This is a genomic window from Nonomuraea sp. NPDC003804 (assembly GCF_040610675.1).
Taxonomy (GTDB): Bacteria; Actinomycetota; Actinomycetes; order Streptosporangiales; family Streptosporangiaceae; genus Nonomuraea.
In genome coordinates, this window is sequence record NZ_JBEXMT010000016.1 from 192334 (window position 1) to 212748 (window position 20415).

14 protein-coding genes are annotated in these 20415 nt (G+C 73.7%); 5 read left to right on the plus strand and 9 right to left on the minus strand.

The genetic code is table 11. From position 1 onward, the window contains the following. Positions 1-19: 19 nt before the first annotated feature. The 3 genes from ABZX22_RS23100 (at position 20) to ABZX22_RS23110 (ending at position 3648) form a co-directional block, all read left to right on the plus strand. The gene (locus ABZX22_RS23100) at positions 20-1186 is read left to right on the plus strand and encodes an FAD-dependent oxidoreductase (RefSeq protein ID WP_354912469.1); all 1167 of its coding nucleotides are present in this window, start codon (positions 20-22) and stop codon (positions 1184-1186) included. Positions 1187-1324: 138 nt separating this feature from the next. Beyond that, complete coding sequence (locus ABZX22_RS23105) at positions 1325-2653, plus strand: class II 3-deoxy-7-phosphoheptulonate synthase (RefSeq protein WP_354912471.1); 1329 nt, start codon at positions 1325-1327, stop codon at positions 2651-2653. 218 nt (positions 2654-2871) lie between these two features. Further along, the gene (locus ABZX22_RS23110; RefSeq protein WP_354912472.1) at positions 2872-3648 is read left to right on the plus strand and encodes an SAM-dependent methyltransferase; all 777 of its coding nucleotides are present in this window, start codon (positions 2872-2874) and stop codon (positions 3646-3648) included. A gap of 47 nt (positions 3649-3695) precedes the next feature. Here the strand turns inward: ABZX22_RS23110 and ABZX22_RS23115 are convergent, their stop codons facing one another. The 7 genes from ABZX22_RS23115 to ABZX22_RS23145 form a co-directional block, all read right to left on the minus strand. Continuing rightward, positions 3696-4073 carry a thioredoxin domain-containing protein gene (locus tag ABZX22_RS23115; protein WP_354912474.1) on the minus strand — a complete coding sequence of 126 codons (378 nt, stop codon included), beginning with the start codon at positions 4071-4073 and terminating at the stop codon, positions 3696-3698. A 59-nt stretch (positions 4074-4132) separates the two neighbouring features. Further along, positions 4133-6862: an FtsX-like permease family protein gene (locus tag ABZX22_RS23120; RefSeq protein ID WP_354912476.1), complete on the minus strand. Its 2730-nt coding sequence runs from the start codon at positions 6860-6862 to the stop codon at positions 4133-4135. Further along, on the minus strand, positions 6859-10035 hold the full coding sequence (locus ABZX22_RS23125) for an FtsX-like permease family protein (protein WP_354912478.1): 3177 nt from the start codon (positions 10033-10035) through the stop codon (positions 6859-6861). Before ABZX22_RS23125 ends, ABZX22_RS23120 begins: the two co-directional genes overlap by 4 nt. A 91-nt stretch (positions 10036-10126) precedes the next feature. Then, positions 10127-11932 carry a thiol reductant ABC exporter subunit CydC gene (gene cydC / locus ABZX22_RS23130; protein WP_354912480.1) on the minus strand — a complete coding sequence of 602 codons (1806 nt, stop codon included), beginning with the start codon at positions 11930-11932 and terminating at the stop codon, positions 10127-10129. After that, a complete protein-coding gene (cydD, locus tag ABZX22_RS23135) occupies positions 11929-13728 on the minus strand; it encodes a thiol reductant ABC exporter subunit CydD (RefSeq protein WP_354912482.1) in 1800 nt (599 codons plus the stop codon). The genes cydC and cydD overlap by 4 nt, the downstream gene beginning before the upstream one ends. A gap of 32 nt (positions 13729-13760) precedes the next feature. Continuing rightward, entirely contained in the window at positions 13761-14489 is a 729-nt protein-coding gene (locus tag ABZX22_RS23140) for a cytochrome d ubiquinol oxidase subunit II (RefSeq protein ID WP_354912484.1), read from the minus strand. A 1-nt stretch (position 14490) separates the two neighbouring features. Next, a complete protein-coding gene (locus tag ABZX22_RS23145) occupies positions 14491-15663 on the minus strand; it encodes a cytochrome ubiquinol oxidase subunit I (protein ID WP_354912486.1) in 1173 nt (390 codons plus the stop codon). A 90-nt stretch (positions 15664-15753) separates the two neighbouring features. Here ABZX22_RS23145 and ABZX22_RS23150 point away from each other — a divergent pair, with 90 nt between their 5' ends. Beyond that, complete coding sequence (locus ABZX22_RS23150; RefSeq protein ID WP_354912488.1) at positions 15754-16098, plus strand: helix-turn-helix transcriptional regulator; 345 nt, start codon at positions 15754-15756, stop codon at positions 16096-16098. A 7-nt stretch (positions 16099-16105) separates the two neighbouring features. On the opposite strand, the gene ABZX22_RS23155 is transcribed toward ABZX22_RS23150, so the two are convergent. Beyond that, positions 16106-16774 carry a permease prefix domain 1-containing protein gene (locus ABZX22_RS23155; protein ID WP_354912490.1) on the minus strand — a complete coding sequence of 223 codons (669 nt, stop codon included), beginning with the start codon at positions 16772-16774 and terminating at the stop codon, positions 16106-16108. Positions 16775-16842: 68 nt separating this feature from the next. Continuing rightward, positions 16843-18228, minus strand: coding sequence for a pentapeptide repeat-containing protein (locus ABZX22_RS23160; protein ID WP_354912492.1), 1386 nt, complete (start codon positions 18226-18228; stop codon positions 16843-16845). 124 nt (positions 18229-18352) lie between these two features. Between ABZX22_RS23160 and ABZX22_RS23165 the strand changes: the two genes are divergently transcribed. Further along, on the plus strand, positions 18353-20415 hold a 2063-nt coding region (locus ABZX22_RS23165), incomplete at its 3' end, for an ExeM/NucH family extracellular endonuclease (RefSeq protein WP_354912494.1).

Genomic DNA, 20415 nt, shown 5'->3' on the forward strand with positions numbered 1-20415 from the left:
TTCAACGCATGCTGAATTCATGCGCTGTGTGATAGCAGGCGGCGGCCCCGCGGGCGCGATGCTCGCCCTGCTGCTCGCCCGAGCCGGCGTCGAGGTGACGCTGCTGGAGAAACACGCCGACTTCCTGCGCGACTTCCGGGGGGACACCATCCACCCGTCGACGCTGCGGGTGCTGGACGAGATCGGCCTGGCCGAGGCCTTCCACCGGATACCGCACCGCAAGGCGTACGGGCTGACGCTGGTGACCGACACGGGAGCCAGCCGGCTGGCCGACCTGCGCGGGCTGCGCGGGGGCTACGACTACATCGCCTTCGTCCCGCAGTGGGACTTCCTCAACCTCCTCACCGCCGAGGCCGCGAAGTACCCCTCGTTCCGGCTGCTCATGAACGCCGAGGCGAACGGCCTGATCCGCGACGGCGGCACGGTCCGCGGCCTGCGCTACCACGACAAGGACGGCGAGCACGAGCTGCGCGCCGACCTGACGGTGGCCGCCGACGGGCGCGGCTCGACCCTGCGTGTGGCGGCCGGGCTGGCGCCGGTGGAGATGGGCGCGCCCATGGACGTCGTCTGGTTCAGGATGCCGCGCGAGGACGGCGACCCGGGCGAGACGTTCCTGCGCGTCTCGACGGGCCGGCTCCTGGTCGCGATCAACAGGGAGACCTACTGGCAGCTCGGCTACGTCATCCCCAAGGGAGGGGCCGAGCGGCTGCGCGCCGCGGGCATCGAGGAGCTGCGCCACCACGTCGGCCGGCTGCTGCCGTTCCTGGCCGAGCGGGTCACGCTGCTGGGAAGCTTCGACGACGTCAGCGTGCTCACCGTCGCGCTGAACCGGCTGCGCCGGTGGTACCGGCCGGGCTTCCTGTGCATCGGCGACGCGGCGCACGCGATGTCGCCGGTGTTCGGCGTGGGGATCAACCTGGCGGTGCAGGACGCGGTCGCCACGGCCAACCTCGTCCTGAAACACGGCCCGTCCGCGGTGGCCGCGGTGCAGCGACGCCGCATGTTCCCGACCGTGGTGACGCAGTTCGCCCAGCGGGTGGCGCAGAAGCGGCTCATCGCGCCCGCGCTGGAGGGATCGCTGCGGCTGACCCGGGTGCCCGAGCTGGCGCGGATCCCGGTGATCAACAGGTTGACCAGGACCTTCATCGGTAACGGCGTCCGTCCCGAACATGTGGCCTCCAGGTGACATGACACGCCGCACGCGCGCAGGTCCCTGCCGGCGGGCGTTCGCGGCGTCGGCCACGGGGAACCGGCGTCGCCGCGTTCTCACAACGTGGACGCCGAGCTCGGCGTGCGGGGGGCAGGTGGAATACCCTCATATGCCGTGAGCAACCTTGACGCCTGGCGCACTCTGACCGCGGCCCAGCAGCCCGACTGGCCCGACCGCAGCGAGCTCGAGAAGGTGGTCGCCGAGCTCGGCGGACTGCCTCCGCTCGTCTTCGCCGGCGAGTGCGACCAGCTGAAGGCCCAGCTGGCGGCCGTCGCCAGGGGCGAGGCGTTCGTCCTGCAGGGCGGCGACTGCGCCGAGACCTTCGCCGGGGCGACCGCCGACAACGTGCGCAACAAGCTCAAGACGCTGCTCCAGATGGCGATCGTGCTCACCTACGCCGCCAAGGTCCCCGTGGTCAAGATCGGCCGCCTGGCCGGGCAGTTCGCCAAGCCCCGTTCCAAGGGCACCGAGACCCGCGACGGCGTGGAGCTGCCCGCCTACCGCGGCGACATGGTCAACGGGTTCGAGTTCACCGCCGAGTCGCGCGAGCCCGACCCGTGGCGGCTGCTGCGCGCCTACCACTCCTCCGCCGTCACGCTCAACCTGGCCCGCGCCTTCACCAAGGGCGGTTACGCCGACCTGCGCCAGGTCCACGCCTGGAACCAGGACTTCGTGGCCGAGTCGCCCGCGGGACGCCGCTACGAGCAGCTGGCCCGCGAGATCGACCAGGCGCTGGCGTTCATGCGGGCCTGCGGGGCCGACCCCGAGGAGTTCCACACGGTGGAGTTCTACTCCTCGCACGAGGCGCTCATCCTCGACTACGACAGGGCGCTCACCCGGGTCGACTCGCGCACCGGCCTGCCGTACGACGTGTCGGCGCACATGGTCTGGATCGGCGAGCGCACCCGCCAGCTCGACGGGGCGCACGTGGAGTTCTTCTCCCGCATCCGCAACCCCATCGGGGTGAAGCTGGGGCCGACGACGACGCCCGAGGAGGCGCTCGCCCTCATCGACAAGCTCAACCCGAAGAACGAGGCGGGCCGGCTGACGTTCATCACCCGGATGGGCGCCTCCAAGATCCGTGAGCACCTGCCGCTGCTGGTGGAGAAGGTGAACGCGTCGGGCGCGCAGGTGGCGTGGCTCTGCGACCCGATGCACGGCAACACCTTCGAGGCCCCGAGCGGTCACAAGACGCGGCGGCTCGACGACGTGCTGGACGAGGTGGCCGGCTTCTTCGAGGTGCACCGGGCGCTGGGCACCCACCCGGGCGGCATCCACATCGAGTTCACCGGCGACGACGTCACCGAGTGCGTGGGCGGCGGGCAGGAGATCGTCGAGGACGATCTGGCCCTGCGGTACGAGACGGCGTGCGACCCCCGCCTCAACCGGAGCCAGTCGCTGGACCTGGCCTTCCGCGTGGCGGAGCTGTACCGGTCGGTCTGACCCGCCTCGACGCGCGACGCCCGCCTCCTTCCGGGGGCGGGCGTTCGGCGTCTCGCGGGTCCGTCCGGTGGACCTCTGGGACCTTCGTGTCGCTCGGCTCTCCCGACCCCCTTCGCCGGGAGCGCCGGGGCGGCCCGGCAAGTGGCGGGTACGGCGGACGTGAAACCGAATCGTCTTCTATGATCGCCTGGAAATCATCGGATATCTCGGGAGACATCGTGGATGGTCAGCCGGCGCCTGAGGGAGTGGACCCCAACGTCCCCAACGTCGCGCGGATGTACGACTACTACCTCGGCGGCAAGAACAACTTCGCCGCCGACCGGGCGGCCGCCGACCAGATCCTTCAGCTGTTCCCCGACACCAGGCAGTCGGCCAGGGAGAACCGCGCCTTCCTCGGCCGGGCCGTCCGCCATCTGGTCGCCCAGGGCGTCGACCAGATCGTCGACCTCGGCTCGGGCCTGCCCACCCAGGGCAACACCCACGAGAGCGCGCCCGGCGCGACGGTCGTCTACGTCGACTACGACCCCGTCGTGTGCGCGCACGGCAGGGCGCTGCTGGCCGACGGCGCGAACGTGACCATGCTCCACGGGGACGTGCGGGAGCCGGACAAGCTGCTCGTCGAGCTCGGCGACCTGATCGACTTCACCCGCCCGGTGGCCTTCCTCATGCTCGCCGTCCTGCACTTCCTGCCGGACGCCGAGGCCCACCCTCTCGTCGGCGCCCTGCGCGAGGCCAGTGTGCCGGGCAGTCACCTGGTCATCAGCCACGCCATCGACGCCAAGCCGGACACCACGCCCGAGGCGCTGGAGGTCTACAAGCGGGCCACCGCCGCGCTCAACCTGCGTACCAGGGAGCAGATCGGACGGTTCTTCGACGGCTACGAGTTGGTCGAGCCCGGCCTGGTCTTCCCCACCGACTGGCGCCCCGAGCACCCGCCGCTGGTCGGTGACAGCGCCGGGTCGGTCGGGTACGCGGGCGTCGGCGTGCTGCGCTGACACGAGTGAGCCCCCTGCTCGGGCAGGGGGCTCAGGGGCGTCCGGCGTCAGTTCTGCTCGGGAGCGGCGCCCATCTCCTGCGCCAGCTCGGCCCTGATGGCGTCCATGTCAAGCGCCTTGACCTGCCCGATGAGGTCTTCGAGGGCCGGCGCGGGAAGGGCGCCCGGCTGGGCGAAGACGACGATGCCATCACGGATCGCCATGATCGTCGGGATGGAGGTGATCTCGAACCCCTCCGACAGCCCCTGCTGCGCCTCGGTGTCGATCTTGCCGAACGTCACGTCGGCGTGCCGCTCCGAAGCCTGCTCGAAGATCGGCCCGAAGGTACGGCACGGCCCGCACCATGCCGCCCAGAAGTCGAGCAGCACGATCCCCTTGTCGGCGATGTCGTTGAAGTTCTGGTCGGTTACTTCGATGGTCGCCACAAGTGGCTCCTCATATCGTCGTCATGCTTGCATCCGTTAGAACCTCAAGCATTACACGCTCATTCCCCCACCCGCAGCGCCACACCGACGCGGCGCCGGCCCGACACCGCGACGTGCGCGACGGCCCCGAGCAGCGCGACGGCGGTGATCCCTGCGCCCAGCAGCAGCGGGGTCGTCCAGGTGACGGCGTGCCCCACGGGCAGGCCGCCGGCGTATCCGCTCAGGTCCACGCCCGCGCCGAACAGGGCAGGGAAGGCGGTGCCGAGCAGGATCCCCGCCGGCGCGGCCGTGACCACGAGGGGTGCGACCTCGCCGAGCGTCACCGCTCGCGCCTGCCCGGCGGACATGCCCATCGTGGACAGGTAGGACAGGCCGCGCCGCCGTTCGGCGCCGCCCGCCACGACGGTGACCCAGACGGCCAGCAGCGAGTAGAGGGCCAGCACGAGGGCCGACAGCCGGAAGGCCAGGGTGATCGTCCTGGTGAGCGGGGTCGACACGATCGCGGCCAGGTCGGCCTCGCGGGTGCCGGCCACCGCCCAGGCGCCGAGCGCCTTCTCCAGCGCGGCGGCCCGGATCCCCTCGCCGAAGACGAACAGCTGGTTGGGGCGCAGCGCCGCCTTCGCCTCCGGCAGCACCGAGGTGGGCAGCACGAGCAGCTCACCGGCGGGATCCACGCCGGGGAAGCGCTCGAGGAAGCCGACGTGGTCGACGACGACGGGCGCGGTGTCGTTGCCCGACAGCACGACAGGTCTGGCGCGTGCCGTGCCCAGGCCCCTGGTGACCAGGACGGGCGCGCCGGTGCCCGCCTTGGAGCCGGCGGCGCGGTCGGCGGCGACGACGGGCGCCGACACGGCGGGCGGGGCCGCGCCGAGGCGCCGGGCGTAGGCGGCGGTGTCCATGCGCAGGTAGGTGAAGGCGAGCGTGCCGCCGGACAGGCGCCCCGCGCGCAGCTCGACGGGGATGACCTCACGCACGCCCGGCAGCCTGCGCACCTGCTCGACCTGCCGGGGCGTGATGGTGCCGTCGCCGACCGACACCTTGGCGTCGGCGCCGGTCCGCTGCCAGGCCGCGGCGCTCTGCCCCGCGGCCAGCGCGTCCAGGGTGAGCGCGCCGTAGACCGACATGGTGAGCGCGGGCACCAGGATCAGCGCGGGCAGCGTGGCGGCGGTCCTGGACCTGGCGGCCGCGGCGACCGCCAGGAACAGCACCGCGCGCCTGCTCCTGGCGGCGGCCATGGACAGCAGACGCAGCAGGAACGGGTAACCCCACAGCAGGACGAGCGCGCAGGCGACCGCGACCGCGGTGGGCGCGGCCACCAGGAGCGGGTCGCCGCCCGCTCCTGGCCGGGCGGCCGTCACGCCCCGGCTGATCGCCAGGTAGCCGGCCGCCGCGGCCAGGACGACGACGAGGGCGTCGACGACGAGCCTGCGCGGCGTGAACGGCCTGGCGGCGAGGTCGGCGCGGTGCTCGGCGAGCGGGCCGCGGTGGGCCGGCAGCAGGCGGCCGGTGCCGTACAGGACGGCGGCCAGCGCCAGCAGCGGCGCCGGCAGCAGGGACATCGCGCTGTCCAGGCCCGGCACCAGCCGCGACAGCCCGAAGCCGAGGAGCGCGCCGGGGACGACGGCCAGCAGGATCACCGTCGCGCCGATGGCCGTGAACTGGGCCGCCGAGGCGGCCCTGGCCCTGGCGGCCACCAGACTGGCGGCGACGCGGTCGAGCAGCAGGCCGAGCACCAGCGCCACCACCCCGAAGGCGACCGCGAACAGCCCCACGAGCTGCAGCCCCATGAGCGTCTGGGTGGTGCCGAGCTTGCCGAGGAACTCGTCGGTCACCTGGGGCAGCCGGCTGTTCACCCGGTACGGCATGACCGGCGTCGACATACGGCGGGCGGCCGCCGTGAAGGCGTCGAGGCCGGGCCTGATCAGCGGAGCGCCCTCGATGGTGAAGGCCGACGGCCGCGCCGGGAACGCCCAGCGATAGTTCATCCGCTCCCTGACCTGGCTGAGCACCGCGACCACCTGCCGGTCGGCCAGGCCCGTGACGACGAAGGAGGCCGCGTTCGCGCCGGGGTTGGGGATGTAGACGCGGCCCATCGAGGGGAACGCCGACCAGAACGGGTCGGCCGGGTCGATCGGCTCGTACAGCCCGGTGACCTCGATGAGGACCTCTCCCGCCGAGACGATCAGGGAGCCGACGTCGAGGCCCATCAGTTCGGTGACGTCCTTGGGCAGGCCGACCTCGACGGTGGTGACCCGGGGCCGGTCCAGCATGACGGCCACGGCCGGGTCCTGGCGCGGGTTGGGCGTCGAGCCGGCGGTCAGCGGGTTGGGCCCGGTGGCCACCTTCGACGGCGGGACGCCCTTGACGTAGCGGACCCGCTGGGCGGCGCCGCTGTTCCACGCCAGGTCGACGAAGTTGTCGGCGCGTGGCTCGTGCCCGGCGTGGCCGGCGAGCCTGAGCCGGTTGGTGCTCACGCCGTAGGTGACCTCGCCGACGAGCGAGGCGAGCGCGGGCGGCATGGCCTTGCGGAGGGCGTCCGTACGCGCGGCCAGCGCCGCCGCGTCGGCGGGCCGTCCGCCGAGCGCGACCGACTGCGCGTCGACGCCGATCTCCAGCAGCTCGGGTCTGGTCTGGCCGACGGCCTGGTGCAGCGAGCGCTCGTAGGAGGCCTCGAACACCCTGGGCAGCGCGCCGCCCAGCAGCGTCATGCTGAGCACCAGCGCGCCGAGCAGCGCGGCGATCCCCCGGTGCAGCAGCGCCAGGCGCGCCGCCAGCCCGATGACGGTCATGCGTCCTCCCCGACGTGCCGGGCCCGCACCAGGCCACGGCGGCGCAGCGAGCCGGCGAGCGCGGCCACGATCGCGAACAGCGCCGCCGCGATGATCGCGAGCAGGAGCGCGGTGGCCGCCCACGGGATGTCCAGCCGTACCGGCGGGGTCACCGCCGTGACCTGCCCGGACAGCACCAGGTGCGGCACCACGACGGCCGCCGTGCCGCCGGCCAGCAGGGTGCCGCCCGCCAGGCCGAGCCCGATCAGGAACGTCTGCTCGACGGCCAGCAGCCCGAGCACCTGGCGGAAGCTGACCCCGAGCGCGTGCAGCAGTCCGAGCTCGGCCGCGCGTTCGCGGGCGGCGACGGCCGCGCTGACCGCGAAGCCGAGCCCCGCGAAGATCACCGCGGCGCCGAAACCGATCAGCAGGGCCCCCTGCAGGCCGCCCGCCAGCGGATCGTCGCGCAGCTCGGCGAAGACCGCCTGCCTGTCGACGACGTGGGAGCTCCAGCCGGGGTGGGCGGCCAGCGCCGCGACGGCGGCGCTGGGATCGCCGTCGCGGGTCGCCGCCCACCACTCGGTGACCCTGGGCGGGGCGGTGACGGTGAGCAGGTTCCTGTCGGCGAGGGTGGGCAGGTCCACGAGGACGCCCGCCTGGCCGACGGCCATGCCGGGCAGGCTGTCGACGACGGCCACCACGACGAGCCCCGAGGTGGTGGCGTCGAACGGCAGGAACAGCCGCATGCCGGGCGCTAGCTTCTCCTCGGCCGCCAGTTCGTCGGTGACGACGACGGGCAGCGGCTGGGGCAGCGTGGCCCTGCCGCCGACGGTGGCGCCGAAGACCCGCTCCGGCGGCAGGTCACGCGGTACGGCCAGCACCACCGCCCTGCCGCGTTCCGGCACGGCGTCGAGCCCGAACAGCGTCCCCTGCTCGGCGCGGACCGGCTTGGCGCTCCCCTCGCCGACGCCGCCGCCCTGGACCCGGCCGACCTGCTCGAACCCGGACCAGGCCAGGTCGCCGGGCAGCCGGACGTCGGCCTGGCCCGCGCGGAGGGCGCCGACCACGACGGGGGCGGGCGTCCGGCCGAAGGCGAATCCGCGCAGGGCCAGCGGGTAGGCGATCCTGCCCGAGCGGCCCGCGAGGGCGGCCAGGTCGGCCACCAGCGTCCGCTCGCCGCCCGTTCCCCTGTCGGCCAGCTCCAGCCGCCAGCGGACGCCGTCGGCGTCACTGACCAGGATCTCGGCCTCCAGCGGGGCGGGCGCCTCGGTGCGGACGAGCACGGACAGCTCGGCCGGCGTGCCGGGGATCGGCACCGAACCGAGCGCGGGCCGCCCGGCCTTGAGCGCCTTGGCGATGTCGGTCAGCGAGGTGGCCGACAGGTCCGCGCGCAGGTTCATGACGCGGTCGAGCCGGTCGGCATCGAGCGCGAGCAGCTCGGCCGAGCCTGAACCGATCGCCACCGAGTCGCGGACGGCCGGGCTGACGGCGCGCACGCCGGGCAGCGCGGCGTACAGCCGGCCCGTGCCGGGCCCGCCCACCTCGCCCTGCCCTGCGGCCGGGGAGATCCGCAGGTCGGCGCCCACCCGGTGGGCGGCCTGGTCGCGTTGCGACGACTCCCACGTGGTCGTGGTGATGATCGACAGCACCCCGATGGCCACGGCCATGGTCAGCAGCAGGGCGGGGCCGGCGTAGCGCAGGGGGCGGCGGCTGACCTGCCAGGCTCCGAGGGCGGGGGCCAGCGTGGCGCGCCGCGCGGTGAACGCCGCGACGAGCCTGGAGGTCCACGGCACCAGGCGCATGCCGAGCATGCCGCCGCTGAGCAGCGCCAGCGCGGGCCCGGTGACGAGCATCGGGTCGATGCCGAGCGCGCCCTGAGCGGTGGCGGTGACGGGCGAGCCGTATCTGGTCAGCTGCCAGACGGCCAGGCCCGCCACCACGAGCAGGGCGACGTCGCCGCCCGCCCTGGCCAGCACGCCCCTGCGCTCGCCGCGCCCGCGCGCCGCCTGCTCCTCGACGTAGGTACGGCGGGCGCTGCGCACCGCCGCGGCCGCCAGCAGCGCCGCTCCGGCCAGCGCCGCGGCCGCCGCGATCGCGAACGTGCCGGGTCCGGGAGCCGCCGGCACCCGGACGGCACCCGCCTGGGCCCACAGCAGTCCGCTGACGCCGTTGAGCACGTGGGGCGCGGCGAAGGGGGCGATCACCACGCTCGGCAGCGCGATGAGCAGCGCCTCGGTCAGGCTCAGCGCCATCAGCCCGCCCATGCCCGCGCCGCGGGCGCGCAGCAGCGCCACCTCCATCCGGCGACGCTCGGCCAGCATCCTGGCGGTGAGCATCAGCGAGTACCCCGCCAGGATCAGCAACTGCAGCACCGGCACCAGCATCGTCGACTGGCCGACCAGGGCGCTGCGGTCGAGCTGGGCGAGGTAGCCCGACAGTTCCTCGCGCACCGTGCAGTCGGCGCACGCGGGCCTGGCCTTGAGCCGGTCGGGCAGCCGCGCGGCCGCCGCCGCGAGCGGGCCCAGGTCGGCGGTGGAGACCCCGGTCAGGTCGGGCGTGACGTGCCAGTAGCCGAGCACCTGGTCGGCGAACCGGTCCAGGAACGTCGTCCGGGGGACCATGAGGGCCTCGCCAAGGCGGGGATACGGCTCGCCCCGTACGGTGAACACGCCGGTGACCAACACCTTCAGCGGCGGGTCCGTCTCGCGGCGCCGTAGCGTCAGCTCCTGGCCCGCCTCGACGCCCAGCCGCTGTGCCGTCTCCTGGGAGAGCGTCGCCCGCAGCGGCTCACCCGGTGCGGCCCACGCGCCGTCCACCAGCGTGGCGACGCTCTCGAGGTCGGAGCGGGTGCCGAACGCCAGCCGCTCGCCGTCCTCCCGCTCGTACGGGCCGGAGGTGATGGACGAGACCACGTGCGGGGCGAACCGGGGGAAGGACTCCGCCGCCTGGGCGCGCACGGCGGCGTCGGACTGGGGGAAGCTCGCGCGCCTGATCCACTGGGTGACCTCCGCCGAGGTGCCGGCCCGCTCGGCCCTTGTCACGCTCCATCGGACGCCGACGTCGACCACGGCGGAGATGGAGATCGACAGCGCCACCAGCGTCGTCGTGGCCAGCAGGATGGCCGCGAACGCCGTCAGCGGGAGCAGGGGCTCGCTGACCGCACGCTTGAGCACCCATGCCGTCCGGCCGCGCATCCGGCTTCCCCCTCGCATCCGTTCGGGAGAACATTCGCGGGACGAAACTCACGTGCGCAAGAAATGCCCGGATTTCAACACAGAGTTGAGATCATCCCGAGATCAGCGCCTCCGACTGCCACAGGTCCCGGTAGTAGCCCGGTTCGCGGACGAGGTCGTCGTGGTGACCCCGCTGAACGATCCTGCCCTGCTCCAGCACCACGATCTCGTCCACCTGTTCCAGCCCCTTGAGCCGGTGGGTGACCAGCAGCGTCGTACGGCCGTGCGTCACGTCGAGCAGATCGCGCATCAGCTCGTCGGCGGTCACCTCGTCGAGCGCCTCGGCCGGCTCGTCCAGGAGCAGCACGGGCGGATCGTACAGCAGGGCCCTGGCCAGGGCCAGGCGCTGCAGCTGGCCGCCCGAGACGGTCCTGCCGTCCTCGCCGAGCTCGGCGTCCCAGCCGACGCGCGCCACCCAGCGCTCCAGCCGGGCCCTGCGGACGGCCCGCTCCCGCTCCTCCTCGCTGCTGCCGGGCCCCGCCAGCCGGAGGTTGTCGCGCAGCGTGGTCTGGAAGATGTAGGGGTCCTGGGTGAGCCCGGTCATCAGCGTCCTGACGTCGTCGGAGTCGAGGGCGGTGATGTCGACGCCGTTGACCCTGATCGTCCCCGACTCGGGCTCGACCAAGCGCATCAGCGCGGCGAGCAGGGTGCTCTTGCCGGCGCCGCTGGGGCCGACGAGGGCGACCCGCCTGCCCGGCGTCAGCGTCAGGCTCACCCCGTCGACCGCCGCCGCCCCGTTCGCCGAGCCGGCGCCGCGCCCGGCCGCGTGAGCCTCGGCATCGGCCGGGTGCGCCGGCGCCCCTGCAACCTGCGGCGCGAGGCGGGTGTGCCGGACGACCAGGTCGTCGATCTCGACCGTCAGCGGCCCGTCCGGCACGGGAGCGGGCGCCGCGGGCTCGGTGACGGCGGCCGGAACCGCCTCGACCTCCTTCAACCGGCGCAGCGCGGCCGCGATCCCGGCGTACCTCTCCCCCGCGGCGGCCAGCGGCAGCACCGGTTCGAAGGAGACCAGCGCCGTCAGCGCCAGGACGGCCGTCGCGACGGTGTCGGCCCCCGTGTTCTGGGCCAGCAGCACGATGGCGGCCACCGTCAGCCCCTGCACCAGCACGCCGGCGGCCAGCGCCGCCGCGTGGACGCGGGCCTGGCGGCGTTCGAGCGTGGACAGGTCGGCGTCGGCGGCCCCGGCGTCGGCCAGGGCCCGGTCCTCGGCGCCGTAGGCGGCCAGGTCGGCCGAGCCGTGCACCAGGTCGGCCACCCGGGCGGCGAGCGCGGCCCTCGCCGGGGCGATGCGCGCCGACCAGCGGCGGGCGGCCGCGACCGTCGCCGCGGGAAGCAGCACGCCGGCGACCGCCAGCCCCGCCAGCAGCACCAGCGCGGCGGCCGGGTGGACGGCGAGCGCGATGGCGAAGGCGGCCAGCGCGGTGATGAGCGCGGCCGTCGCGGGCAGCAGGCAGCGCACCAGCAGGTCCTGCACGGCGTCGGTGTCGTCGACCATCCGGCTGAGCAGGTCGGCGCCGCCGTGCGCCGGCCGCTTGGGCGGGATGAGCGACTGGTAGAGGCGTTCGCGCGTGGCGGCCTGGGCGCGCAGCGCGACGTCGTGCCCGGTGAGGCGCTCGGCGTAGCGGAAGACGCCCTTGCTGGTGGCGAAGGCCCTTACCGCCACGATCGCCACGCTCAGCGCGGCCAGCGGCGGCTGCTCGGCGGCCCTGGTGATCATCCAGGCGGCCGAGGCGGTCAGCCCGATGCCGGCCAGCTCGGCGGCCGCGCCGGCGAGCACGGCCCAGAGCAGGCGGGGGCCCATCCGCCCGCCCTCGCCGGGTGCGGCGACCCGCGGGTCCCGCTGCCGCGTGGTGCTCATCGCTCGTCTCCCGCCTGTGCCGTCCTGTCGTCCCTCGTGCCGCCCTCGGGTGGACGGCGCCCGCCGGGATCCCGCGCCCCGTGGGCGGAGGCGGCCGTGGCTGAGGGAGCCGGGGCACAGGAGAGGGCGGGCGCACCGACGGCGGCGGGAGGCCGAGGGGCCGCGGTGTCGGAGACGACGCGGCCCTCCTGGATGCGGATCACCCGGTCGGCCAGCTCGATCATCGCAGGGCGGTGGGCGACGATCACGGCGGTGCGCTGCTCGCTCAGCTCGGCGGTGGCGGCCACCACGGCGGCCTCGCTGCGCCCGTCCAGCCGGGCGGTGGGCTCGTCGAGCAGCAGCACCGCGGTCTGCGGACGGCAGAACGCGCGGGCGAGGGCGAGCCGCTGCCGCTGGCCCGCGGACAGGTTCGCGCCGCGCTCACCGACCTGCGTGTCGTAGCCGGCGGGCAGGGCGCTGACGAACTCGTCGGCGTGCGCGGCCCTGGCGGCCTGCCGTACCTGGTCGGGGGTGGCCGAGGGGGCGCCCAGGCGGATGTTGTCGGCGACGGAGGTGGCGAACAGGTGCGGCCGCTGGGGCACGAACGCCAGCCGGTCGCGCCACGCGGCCAGGTCGAGATCGCGCAGGTCGGTCCCGTCGACGAGCACGCGGCCCGCGGTGGGGCGAACGAAGCCGAGCAGGAGGTGGAGCAGCGTGCTCTTGCCGCCGCCGCTCTCGCCGACCAGCGCCACGCGCTCGCCGGGGGTGATGACGAGGGAGACGTCCTCCAGCGCGGGGTCGTCGCGGCCGGGATAGCGGACGGTGACGTTCTCCAGGCGGATCTCCGGAGGCTCGCCACCGGTCCGCGCGGCGGCGGAGGCCGCCGGCGACGCGGGTGCCGCCTGGTCGGCGCTGTCGTCCAGGACGGCGAAGGCGGCGTCGGCCGCCGCGACGCCCTCCATCGAGGCGTGGAAGCGCGTCCCCATCATCCGCAGCGGCAGGTACGCCTCCGGCGCCAGCAGCAGCACCAGCAGCGCCGTCGTCAGGTCGAGGGAGCCGCCGAGCAGGCGCAGCCCGATCGGCACCGCGACCAGCGCCAGCGAGAGCGAGGCGCACAGCTCGAGCACCAGCGACGACAGGAAGGCCACCCGCAGCGTCCGCATGGTCGCCGACCGGTGCGCGTCGGCCACCTGCCGGATGACGCCTGCCTGGTGGCGGGCCCTGCCGAAGGCGCGCAGGGTGGGCAGGCCGCGCACCACGTCGAGGAAGTGGCCGCCGAGCCTGGACAGCGCCCGCCACTGCCGCTCGGTGACGGCCTTGGTGTGCATGCCGACCAGCGCTCCGAAGATCGGGATGAGCGGCAGCGTGATCAGCACGATGATCGCGCTGGCGAGGTCGGCGGCGAAGAGCCTGATGAGGACGGCGACGGGCACCACGCCCGCGACCGCCATGGCGGGCAGGTAGCCGGTCAGGTAGGGGTCGAGCGCGTCGAGTCCGCGCCCGGTGAGCGTGACCAGCTCGCCCGAGCGGTGGCCGGTCAGGCGGGCGGGGCCGAGCTCCTGGAGCCTGGCCAGCAGCCGGTGGCGCAGCGCGGACTTCACTCCCGTGGCCGTCCGCGCCGCGAAGATGCCCTGCGTCCAGCCCAGCAGGCCGCGCAGCCCCACCACCGCCGCCAGCCCCAGCAACGCCACGGCGGCGAACCTGCCGGACAGCACCCCGGCCAGCAGTTCGGCCTGGACCAGGACGAGCAGACCCGCGAGCACGGCGGCGGCCATGGTGACGGTCAGGTGCGTGCGCACCGCGCGCTCGGCTCGCATGAGCCGCAGTAGGTCCTTGTGCAACGGGTCCTCTAGAAGAACGACGGAATGCGGTCGACGCCCTTGACTGGCCGGAAGGTGCGCCACACCCATACTTGCGCGCCGACCATGACCGGCGCGAACGGGACCAGCATGAGACTGAGCACATTCAGTGTCGCGGCGGGCGCCGCGTTGTCCAGCAGGTGGGGGGCGGCGGCCGTCAGGAGCACGACGACGGGCGCGGCGGCGGCCAGCGCCGACAGCGCCAGGCCGCGACCCGTCCCCCTGGACTCCCGCCACGCCAGGAAGGTCCTGCCGTGGAAGGCGAACAGCGCGGTGGTGAGCGCCCCGAGGCCGAGCCCCGCGATCCACGGCAGGCCCGCGAGCCGGCCGATGGCCATCCCCCAGCCGGCGGCCAGCACCAGCGAGCCCAGCGAGATCATCAGGTCCCACCAGGCGCGCCATGCCCGGCCCTCGATCCTGCGGCGGAACCACAGACCCGCGTCGCGCAGGACCCAGCCCAGCAGCATGGCCACGACGAAGGGGTAGAGGGCGAAGATCACCTCCCCTTCCAGCAGCGGGAAGGCGCCGAACAGGACACCCGCGACCGCCACCAGCCACACCTCGTTGGCCAGCACGAACGGCGCCATGGCGGCGACCGTGCGGTCCCTGCGCTCCTGGGAGCGGCCCACCAGCAGCAGTCCCGCTCCGAGGTCGAAGCCCTCCAGGGCGAAGTAGCCCACGAGCAGCGCGGCGAAGACGACGAGCCAGACGACGTCCATGTCAGACCTCCAGGCGGACGGGCGCGGCAGCGGTGGTGGCGGGCCAGGCGCCGAGCGCCAGGTCGCTGGGCCCGCGCCGGACGACGCGGGCGATCAGGACGTAGTCGACGACCGCGAGCAGGCCGAGGACGGCGGTGAAGCCGATCAGCGACGCGGTGACCATGCCCGGGGTCAGGCCAGGAGACAGGGCGTCGGCGACGCTGAGGCGCTCCCAGATCATCCAGGGCTGGCGGCCGATCTCCCTGGCCATCCAGCCGAAGACGGCCGCCAGGAACGGCAGCGGCGTCATGATCATCAGGATCGGGTGGGTCCACCGCCAGCGCGGCAGCCAGTAGATGACGGGCAACAGCAGGAACGGCACGACCAGCTGCAGCAGCTCGCCGATCAGGGTCATGAAGCCCAGCCCCACCGCCGCGCCGGTGTTGCCCTGGAACTTGCCGTCCTGGACGACGCCGAACTGCGCGTAGCCGGTGCCGACGGCCACCAGGACCCCGATGGCCGCCACCACGACGCCCGTGCGCAGGGACCTGGTGAAGAACTCCGCGTGGCCGGTACGGCGGAACAGCTGGTAGGCGCTGGCGCCCATCACCACGAACCCGCCCGCCGTCAGGCCCGCCCCGATGACGTGCGGGAAGGACAGGACCAGCATCTTGTTCGTCAGCAGCGCGCCGAAGTCAGCCAGCCGCAGGCGGTCGCCGTCGGCCACGGCGCCGGCCGGGTTCTGCAGGAAGGAGTTGGCGACCATGATGAAGAAGGCGCTGCCGTAGGCGGTCAGGGTGACGATCCAGATGCAGGCCAGGTGCAGGCCCTTGCGCAGCCGGTGCCAGCCGAAGATCCACAGGCCCAGGAAGGTCGACTCCAGGAAGAAGGCGATCAGCGTCTCCATGGCCAGCGGCGCGCCGAAGACGTCGCCCGCGTCGTGCGAAAGGCCGCTCCAGCTCAGCCCGAACTGGAACTCCATCACCAGGCCGGTGACGATGCCGAGCGCGTAGTTGATCACGTAGATCTGGCCCCAGAAGCGGGTCATGTGCTCGTGCAGGGGGTTGCCCGAGCGCACCCAGCGCGTGTGCATGATCGCCACGAGGGGGGCCAGGCCCAGCGTGAGCACCACGAAGAGGAAGTGCAGGCTGCCGGTCAGCGCGAACTGCAGCCGGGCCAGGTCGAGGACGTCCATAGCATCATCTCCGAGCATTGTGTCTGCCTACATATAGAGAGCCTACATGTAGACTGGCTACATGAAGCACGCGGACCTAGGATGGGCGATGTGAATCCCGACGCGCTTCGCGGGCACATGGACGCCCTGCTGCTCTCCGTGCTGGAGGACGAACCGCTGCACGGCTACGCCATCATCGAGGCGTTGACCGCGCGCAGCGGCGGGGCGCTGACCGTGCCGACGGGCACCGTCTATCCCGCGCTGCGCCGGCTGGAGCGCGTCGGCTACCTGGCCAGCGAGTGGGCGACGGTCGGCGGGCGCAAGCGGCGCACCTACCGGCTGACCTCCTCGGGCACCAGGCAACTGGCGGGCGAGCGGTCGGCATGGCGGGAGTTCACCGGCGTGATCGGCAGCGTGCTCGAACCGGACGCCAGGCGGCCCGAGGCCGCCGGGTAGGCAGGCGTCAGGCCGGGCGGGTCCGGCGGGTCAGGCGCAGGCAGTGGGCCGCGCCGTAGAGCTGCAGGCCGTTCAGGACCGGCGTGGTCAGCGACAGGATCACGCCGGGCAGGAAGGCGGAGAACCCGGCCGGGCCGCGCGAGCCGTACTGCAGGGCGGCGCTCAGCAGCAGCGTGACGGGCAGCATCGCCCACACCCACAGCGCGAGGATCCTGGTCACCCGCTCGGGCCCGCGGACCCAGCGCGCGCCCCGGGTCAGCGCGAGCAGCGCCAGCCCGCCGAGCACGCCGGTGGCCAGGTGGAAGACGTCGAGCGTCCGGGCCACGGTCAGGAACCACGCGGGCCGGTTGGCCCAGTCGGCGGCGTGCACCGGGAAGAACGCCCAGACCAGGCTCCACATCAGCGTGGTCAGCGGCACGCTGACGAACAGCAGCGCGCCGAGCCTGCGCCCGGCCGTCGCGGTCAGCTCCCGCTGGTAGCCGGGCGCCACCTCCCGCAGCTCGCCGAACTCGGCCACCGCCAGCCGCTCGGCCTCCGGCCGGGCCAGCCCACCGGCCTCGTAGGCCTCGGCGGTGTCGACAAGGCTGTCGCGCGCCTCGAGGACCAGGTCGCGCTTGGCTCCGGAGGGGCCGGCGAGGGCCCGGTGCAGCGCGGCCACGTAGTCGTCGATGAGCACGGTCTCCAGTCTACGAAGAGGCGCGCAGGGCCGTCATCGGGGAAAGCCCTGATTCCCGCCGCTCCTGGTCAGTGGTGCACGGATGGCGCGGGGACGGCGGGGCGCGGCGTGGAGGCGCGCCTGGCGGCGTGGGAGGTGCTGGACCACAGCACCGCGCCCGCCGTCACCGCCAGCAGCAGGGCGCTCCAGGCCACCGCCCGGCCGGTGCGCAGGCCGTAGCCGCACAGCAGCCAGTACATCGACAGCCACCAGCGGCGGTTGGCGTGCCGGCGCATCTCCATCGCGCCGAAGGCGAAGTCGGCGGCGATGCCGTGATCGTCGGGCGAGTGGCGCAGCTCGTCGTACAGGGTGGCCAGGCCGTCGGGTGTCGGCGGGTCGCCGGGGTCCTGGGACCAGCCACGCCAGCCGTGCTCGTCGGCCAGCGCCCTGCGCCTGGAGAACCAGCGCAGCGGCGGCCAGCGCAGGCTGAAGCGCACCCCGCGGGGGGTGAAGGCGAAGGTGCAGCCCGTCAGCCGCAGCCCCGAAGGGTGCGCGAGGCCCGCGAAGCGGCAGCTCGACAGGTCGAGCTCGAACAGTGACAGATCGGGCGCGACCGCCCCCCGCAGCGAGCTGATCGTGCAGAAGCCCCGCCCGCTCACCGTCGCCGGCCCCCGCAGGACCGCCGCCTCCAGATCGGCGTGGGCGCGCGACAGCCGGACCGCGGTCGTCCCCCTGACCTCGACCTTGCGCAGGTCGACCGAGCAGTCGTGGACGGCCAGGTCGAGCGCGCCGTCCACGCGCGCCCCCGTCGCGGCCAGCCGCCCGGTCGCCGACAGGTAGGCGCCGGAGGCGAAGTGGACCGACTCGAACCCCGCCCGCCCGCGCACCTTCCTGAACGACAGCGTGCGGCCGAACCTGGCGCCCCTGAAGGTGGCCCGCTCGCCGAACTCGGCCCCGTCGAAGGTGGCGAACCCGTCGAACCTGGCGCGCTCGGCCGACAGCCCGCGCGCGAACACCGCCTGGCCGAACAGGGCGTCGCCGGCCACCACCGACCGGTCGAACCCGGCGTGACCGCGCACCCGGGCACCGTGGAAGGTCAGGCGGCGGGCGAACCGTGCCCCGGTGAACGACACGTTGCCGGCGAAGGCGGCGTTGAAGAAGGAGGCGAGCCGGTCGAACCTGGCGCCGTCCAGGGACACGTCGCCCTGGAAGCTCACCTCGGCGAAGCGCGCCTCGCCGGTGAAGCGGGCCAGGTCCATCCGAGCCCTGCCCGGCCTTCCCCCGGCGGCGGCGAGCACCTTGGCCAGCAGCTCGCCGTCGATCGTGGTGCCTCGCAGGTCGAGCAGCCCTCCTGGGCGGATGGCTGCGAGGGCGTCGGCCAGCTGCTCCGGCGACAGGTGGGCCAAGCAGCTGCCGTACGGCTGGCGCGCGACTCCCGTGCACGACGGGGAGCGGGAACACGTGACCCAGTCCATGGCGTGGTCATACCCGGGTTGCTAGGTCATGAGACGACATGGCGCCAGGCACCGTCTGTCAAGGGTCGATGATTTCATCGTTTGGTGGCGGTACGTTACGTTTTCTCCATCTAAAGTGCGGGTCATGCGAGCCTTATCCGCCCTTGTCGCCCTCGGTGTCGCCGCCGCGGGCGTGGCGACCCTCTCGATCGCCCCCGCGTCCGCGGCGCCAGGCCCCGTCGTCATCAGCCAGGTCTACGGTGGCGGGGGCAACTCAGGAGCGACGCTGGCCAACGACTTCGTGGAGCTGTTCAACAGAAGCTCCGCGCCCGTGGCCCTCGACGGCTGGTCGGTGCAGTACACCAGCGCCACCGGCTCCGGCCACTTCGCCGCCAACGTGGCCCCGCTGTCGGGCACGCTGGGCCCTGGCCGGTACTACCTCGTGCAGCTCGCCGCCGGCAGCAACCCGGGGGCGGCACTGCCCACCCCCGACGCCACCGCCACCATCAACGTCGGCTCCGGCGCCGGCAAGGTCGCGCTGGTCCGCTCGGCCACGGGCCTGGCCTGCAACGGCACCCCCACCGCGTGCACGCCCGAGCAGACCGCGCAGATCGCCGACCTGGTCGGCTTCGGCAACGCCAACTTCTTCGAGGGCACGGCCGCCGCGCCCGGCCTGACGAACACCACCGCCGCCCTCCGCAAGACGCACGGCTGCGCCGACACCGACGACAACGCCGCGGACCTGGAGGCCGGCGTACCCGCCCCGCGCAACACCGCGACGGCCGCCGCGCCCTGCGACGGCGGCCAGGAGCCCACGCCGTCGCCGACCCCGACGCCCACACCCACCCCGACGCCCTCTCCCACGGTCGCGCCCTGCGACACGGCCGCGACCCACCAGATCGCCGCCGTCCAGGGCGCGGGCGACGCCAGCCCCCTGGCGGGACAGACCGTGCGGGTCGAAGGCGTCGTGACCGGCGACTTCCAGAAGTCCACCGAGCTGAGCGGCTTCTTCCTGCAGGACCCCACGCCTGACGACGATCCGAAGACCTCCGAGGGCCTGTTCGCCTTCGCCCGCGACACGGTCAAGGACGTCAAGGTCGGCGACAGGGTGCTCGTCACCGGCAAGGTGACCGAGTTCAACGGGTGGACCGAGCTGTCGCCCGTCACCGCGGTCGACGTGTGCGGCACCGGGACGGTTCCCGCGCAGCAGTACCGGCTGCCGAGGGCCGAGGGCGCCACCTTCGAGCCGGTCGAGGACATGCTCGTCACCTTCCCCGAGCCGCTGACCGTCTCCGAGCACTACAACCTCGGCCGCTTCGGCGAGGTCACCGTCTCCTCCGAGGGACGCCTGTACCAGCCGACCGACCGGCCCGGCGTGGACGCGGCGCTCGACGCCCGCCGTACGCTGCTCATCGACGACGGCTCCTCCCGGGAGAACCCGGCCACGATCCCCTACACCAGCCCGCGCGTGGTGCGCACCGGTGACACCGCGATCGGCGTGACCGGCGTGCTCGGCTACGGGTTCGGCTCCTACCGTCTCCAGCCCACCAAGCCGATCAGCTTCCTGCGGACCAACCCGCGCCTGCCCAAGCCGCTGCCGGTCGGCGGCAACGTCAAGGTGGCCAGCCTCAACACGCTGAACTGGTTCACCACGCTGGGCTCGCGCGGCGCGACCACCGCCGAGGAGCAGAAGCGCCAGCTCGACAAGCTGGTGGCCACGCTCCAGGGCCTCGACGCCGACGTGGTCGGCCTCATGGAGGTCGAGAACAACGGCCAGACGGCCCTGCAGGCGCTGGTCGACGCGCTGAACGCCAAGGTGGGCGCCGGCACCTACGCCGCGCTCGCGCACCCGTTCCCCGGGACGGACCTGATCCACGTGGCGATGATCTACAAGCCGGCGCGCGTGGCGCCCGTCGGGGCGGCGCTGTCGTCGCAGGATCCCGTCTTCAGCAGGCCGCCGCTGATCCAGACCTTCCGCCGCGCCGGGGGCGGCCAGCCGTTCACCATGGTCGTCAACCACCTCAAGTCGAAGGGCTCCTGCCCGCCGAGCGGTCCGGACAGCGACCAGGGCGACGGCCAGGGCTGCTGGAACCCGCTGCGGATCAAGCAGGCCGAGGCGGTGCTGGGGCTGCTCTCCTCGCTCGACCTGCCCAACCCGCTGGTGCTGGGCGACCTCAACGCCTACGGCGAGGAGGACCCGATCGACAC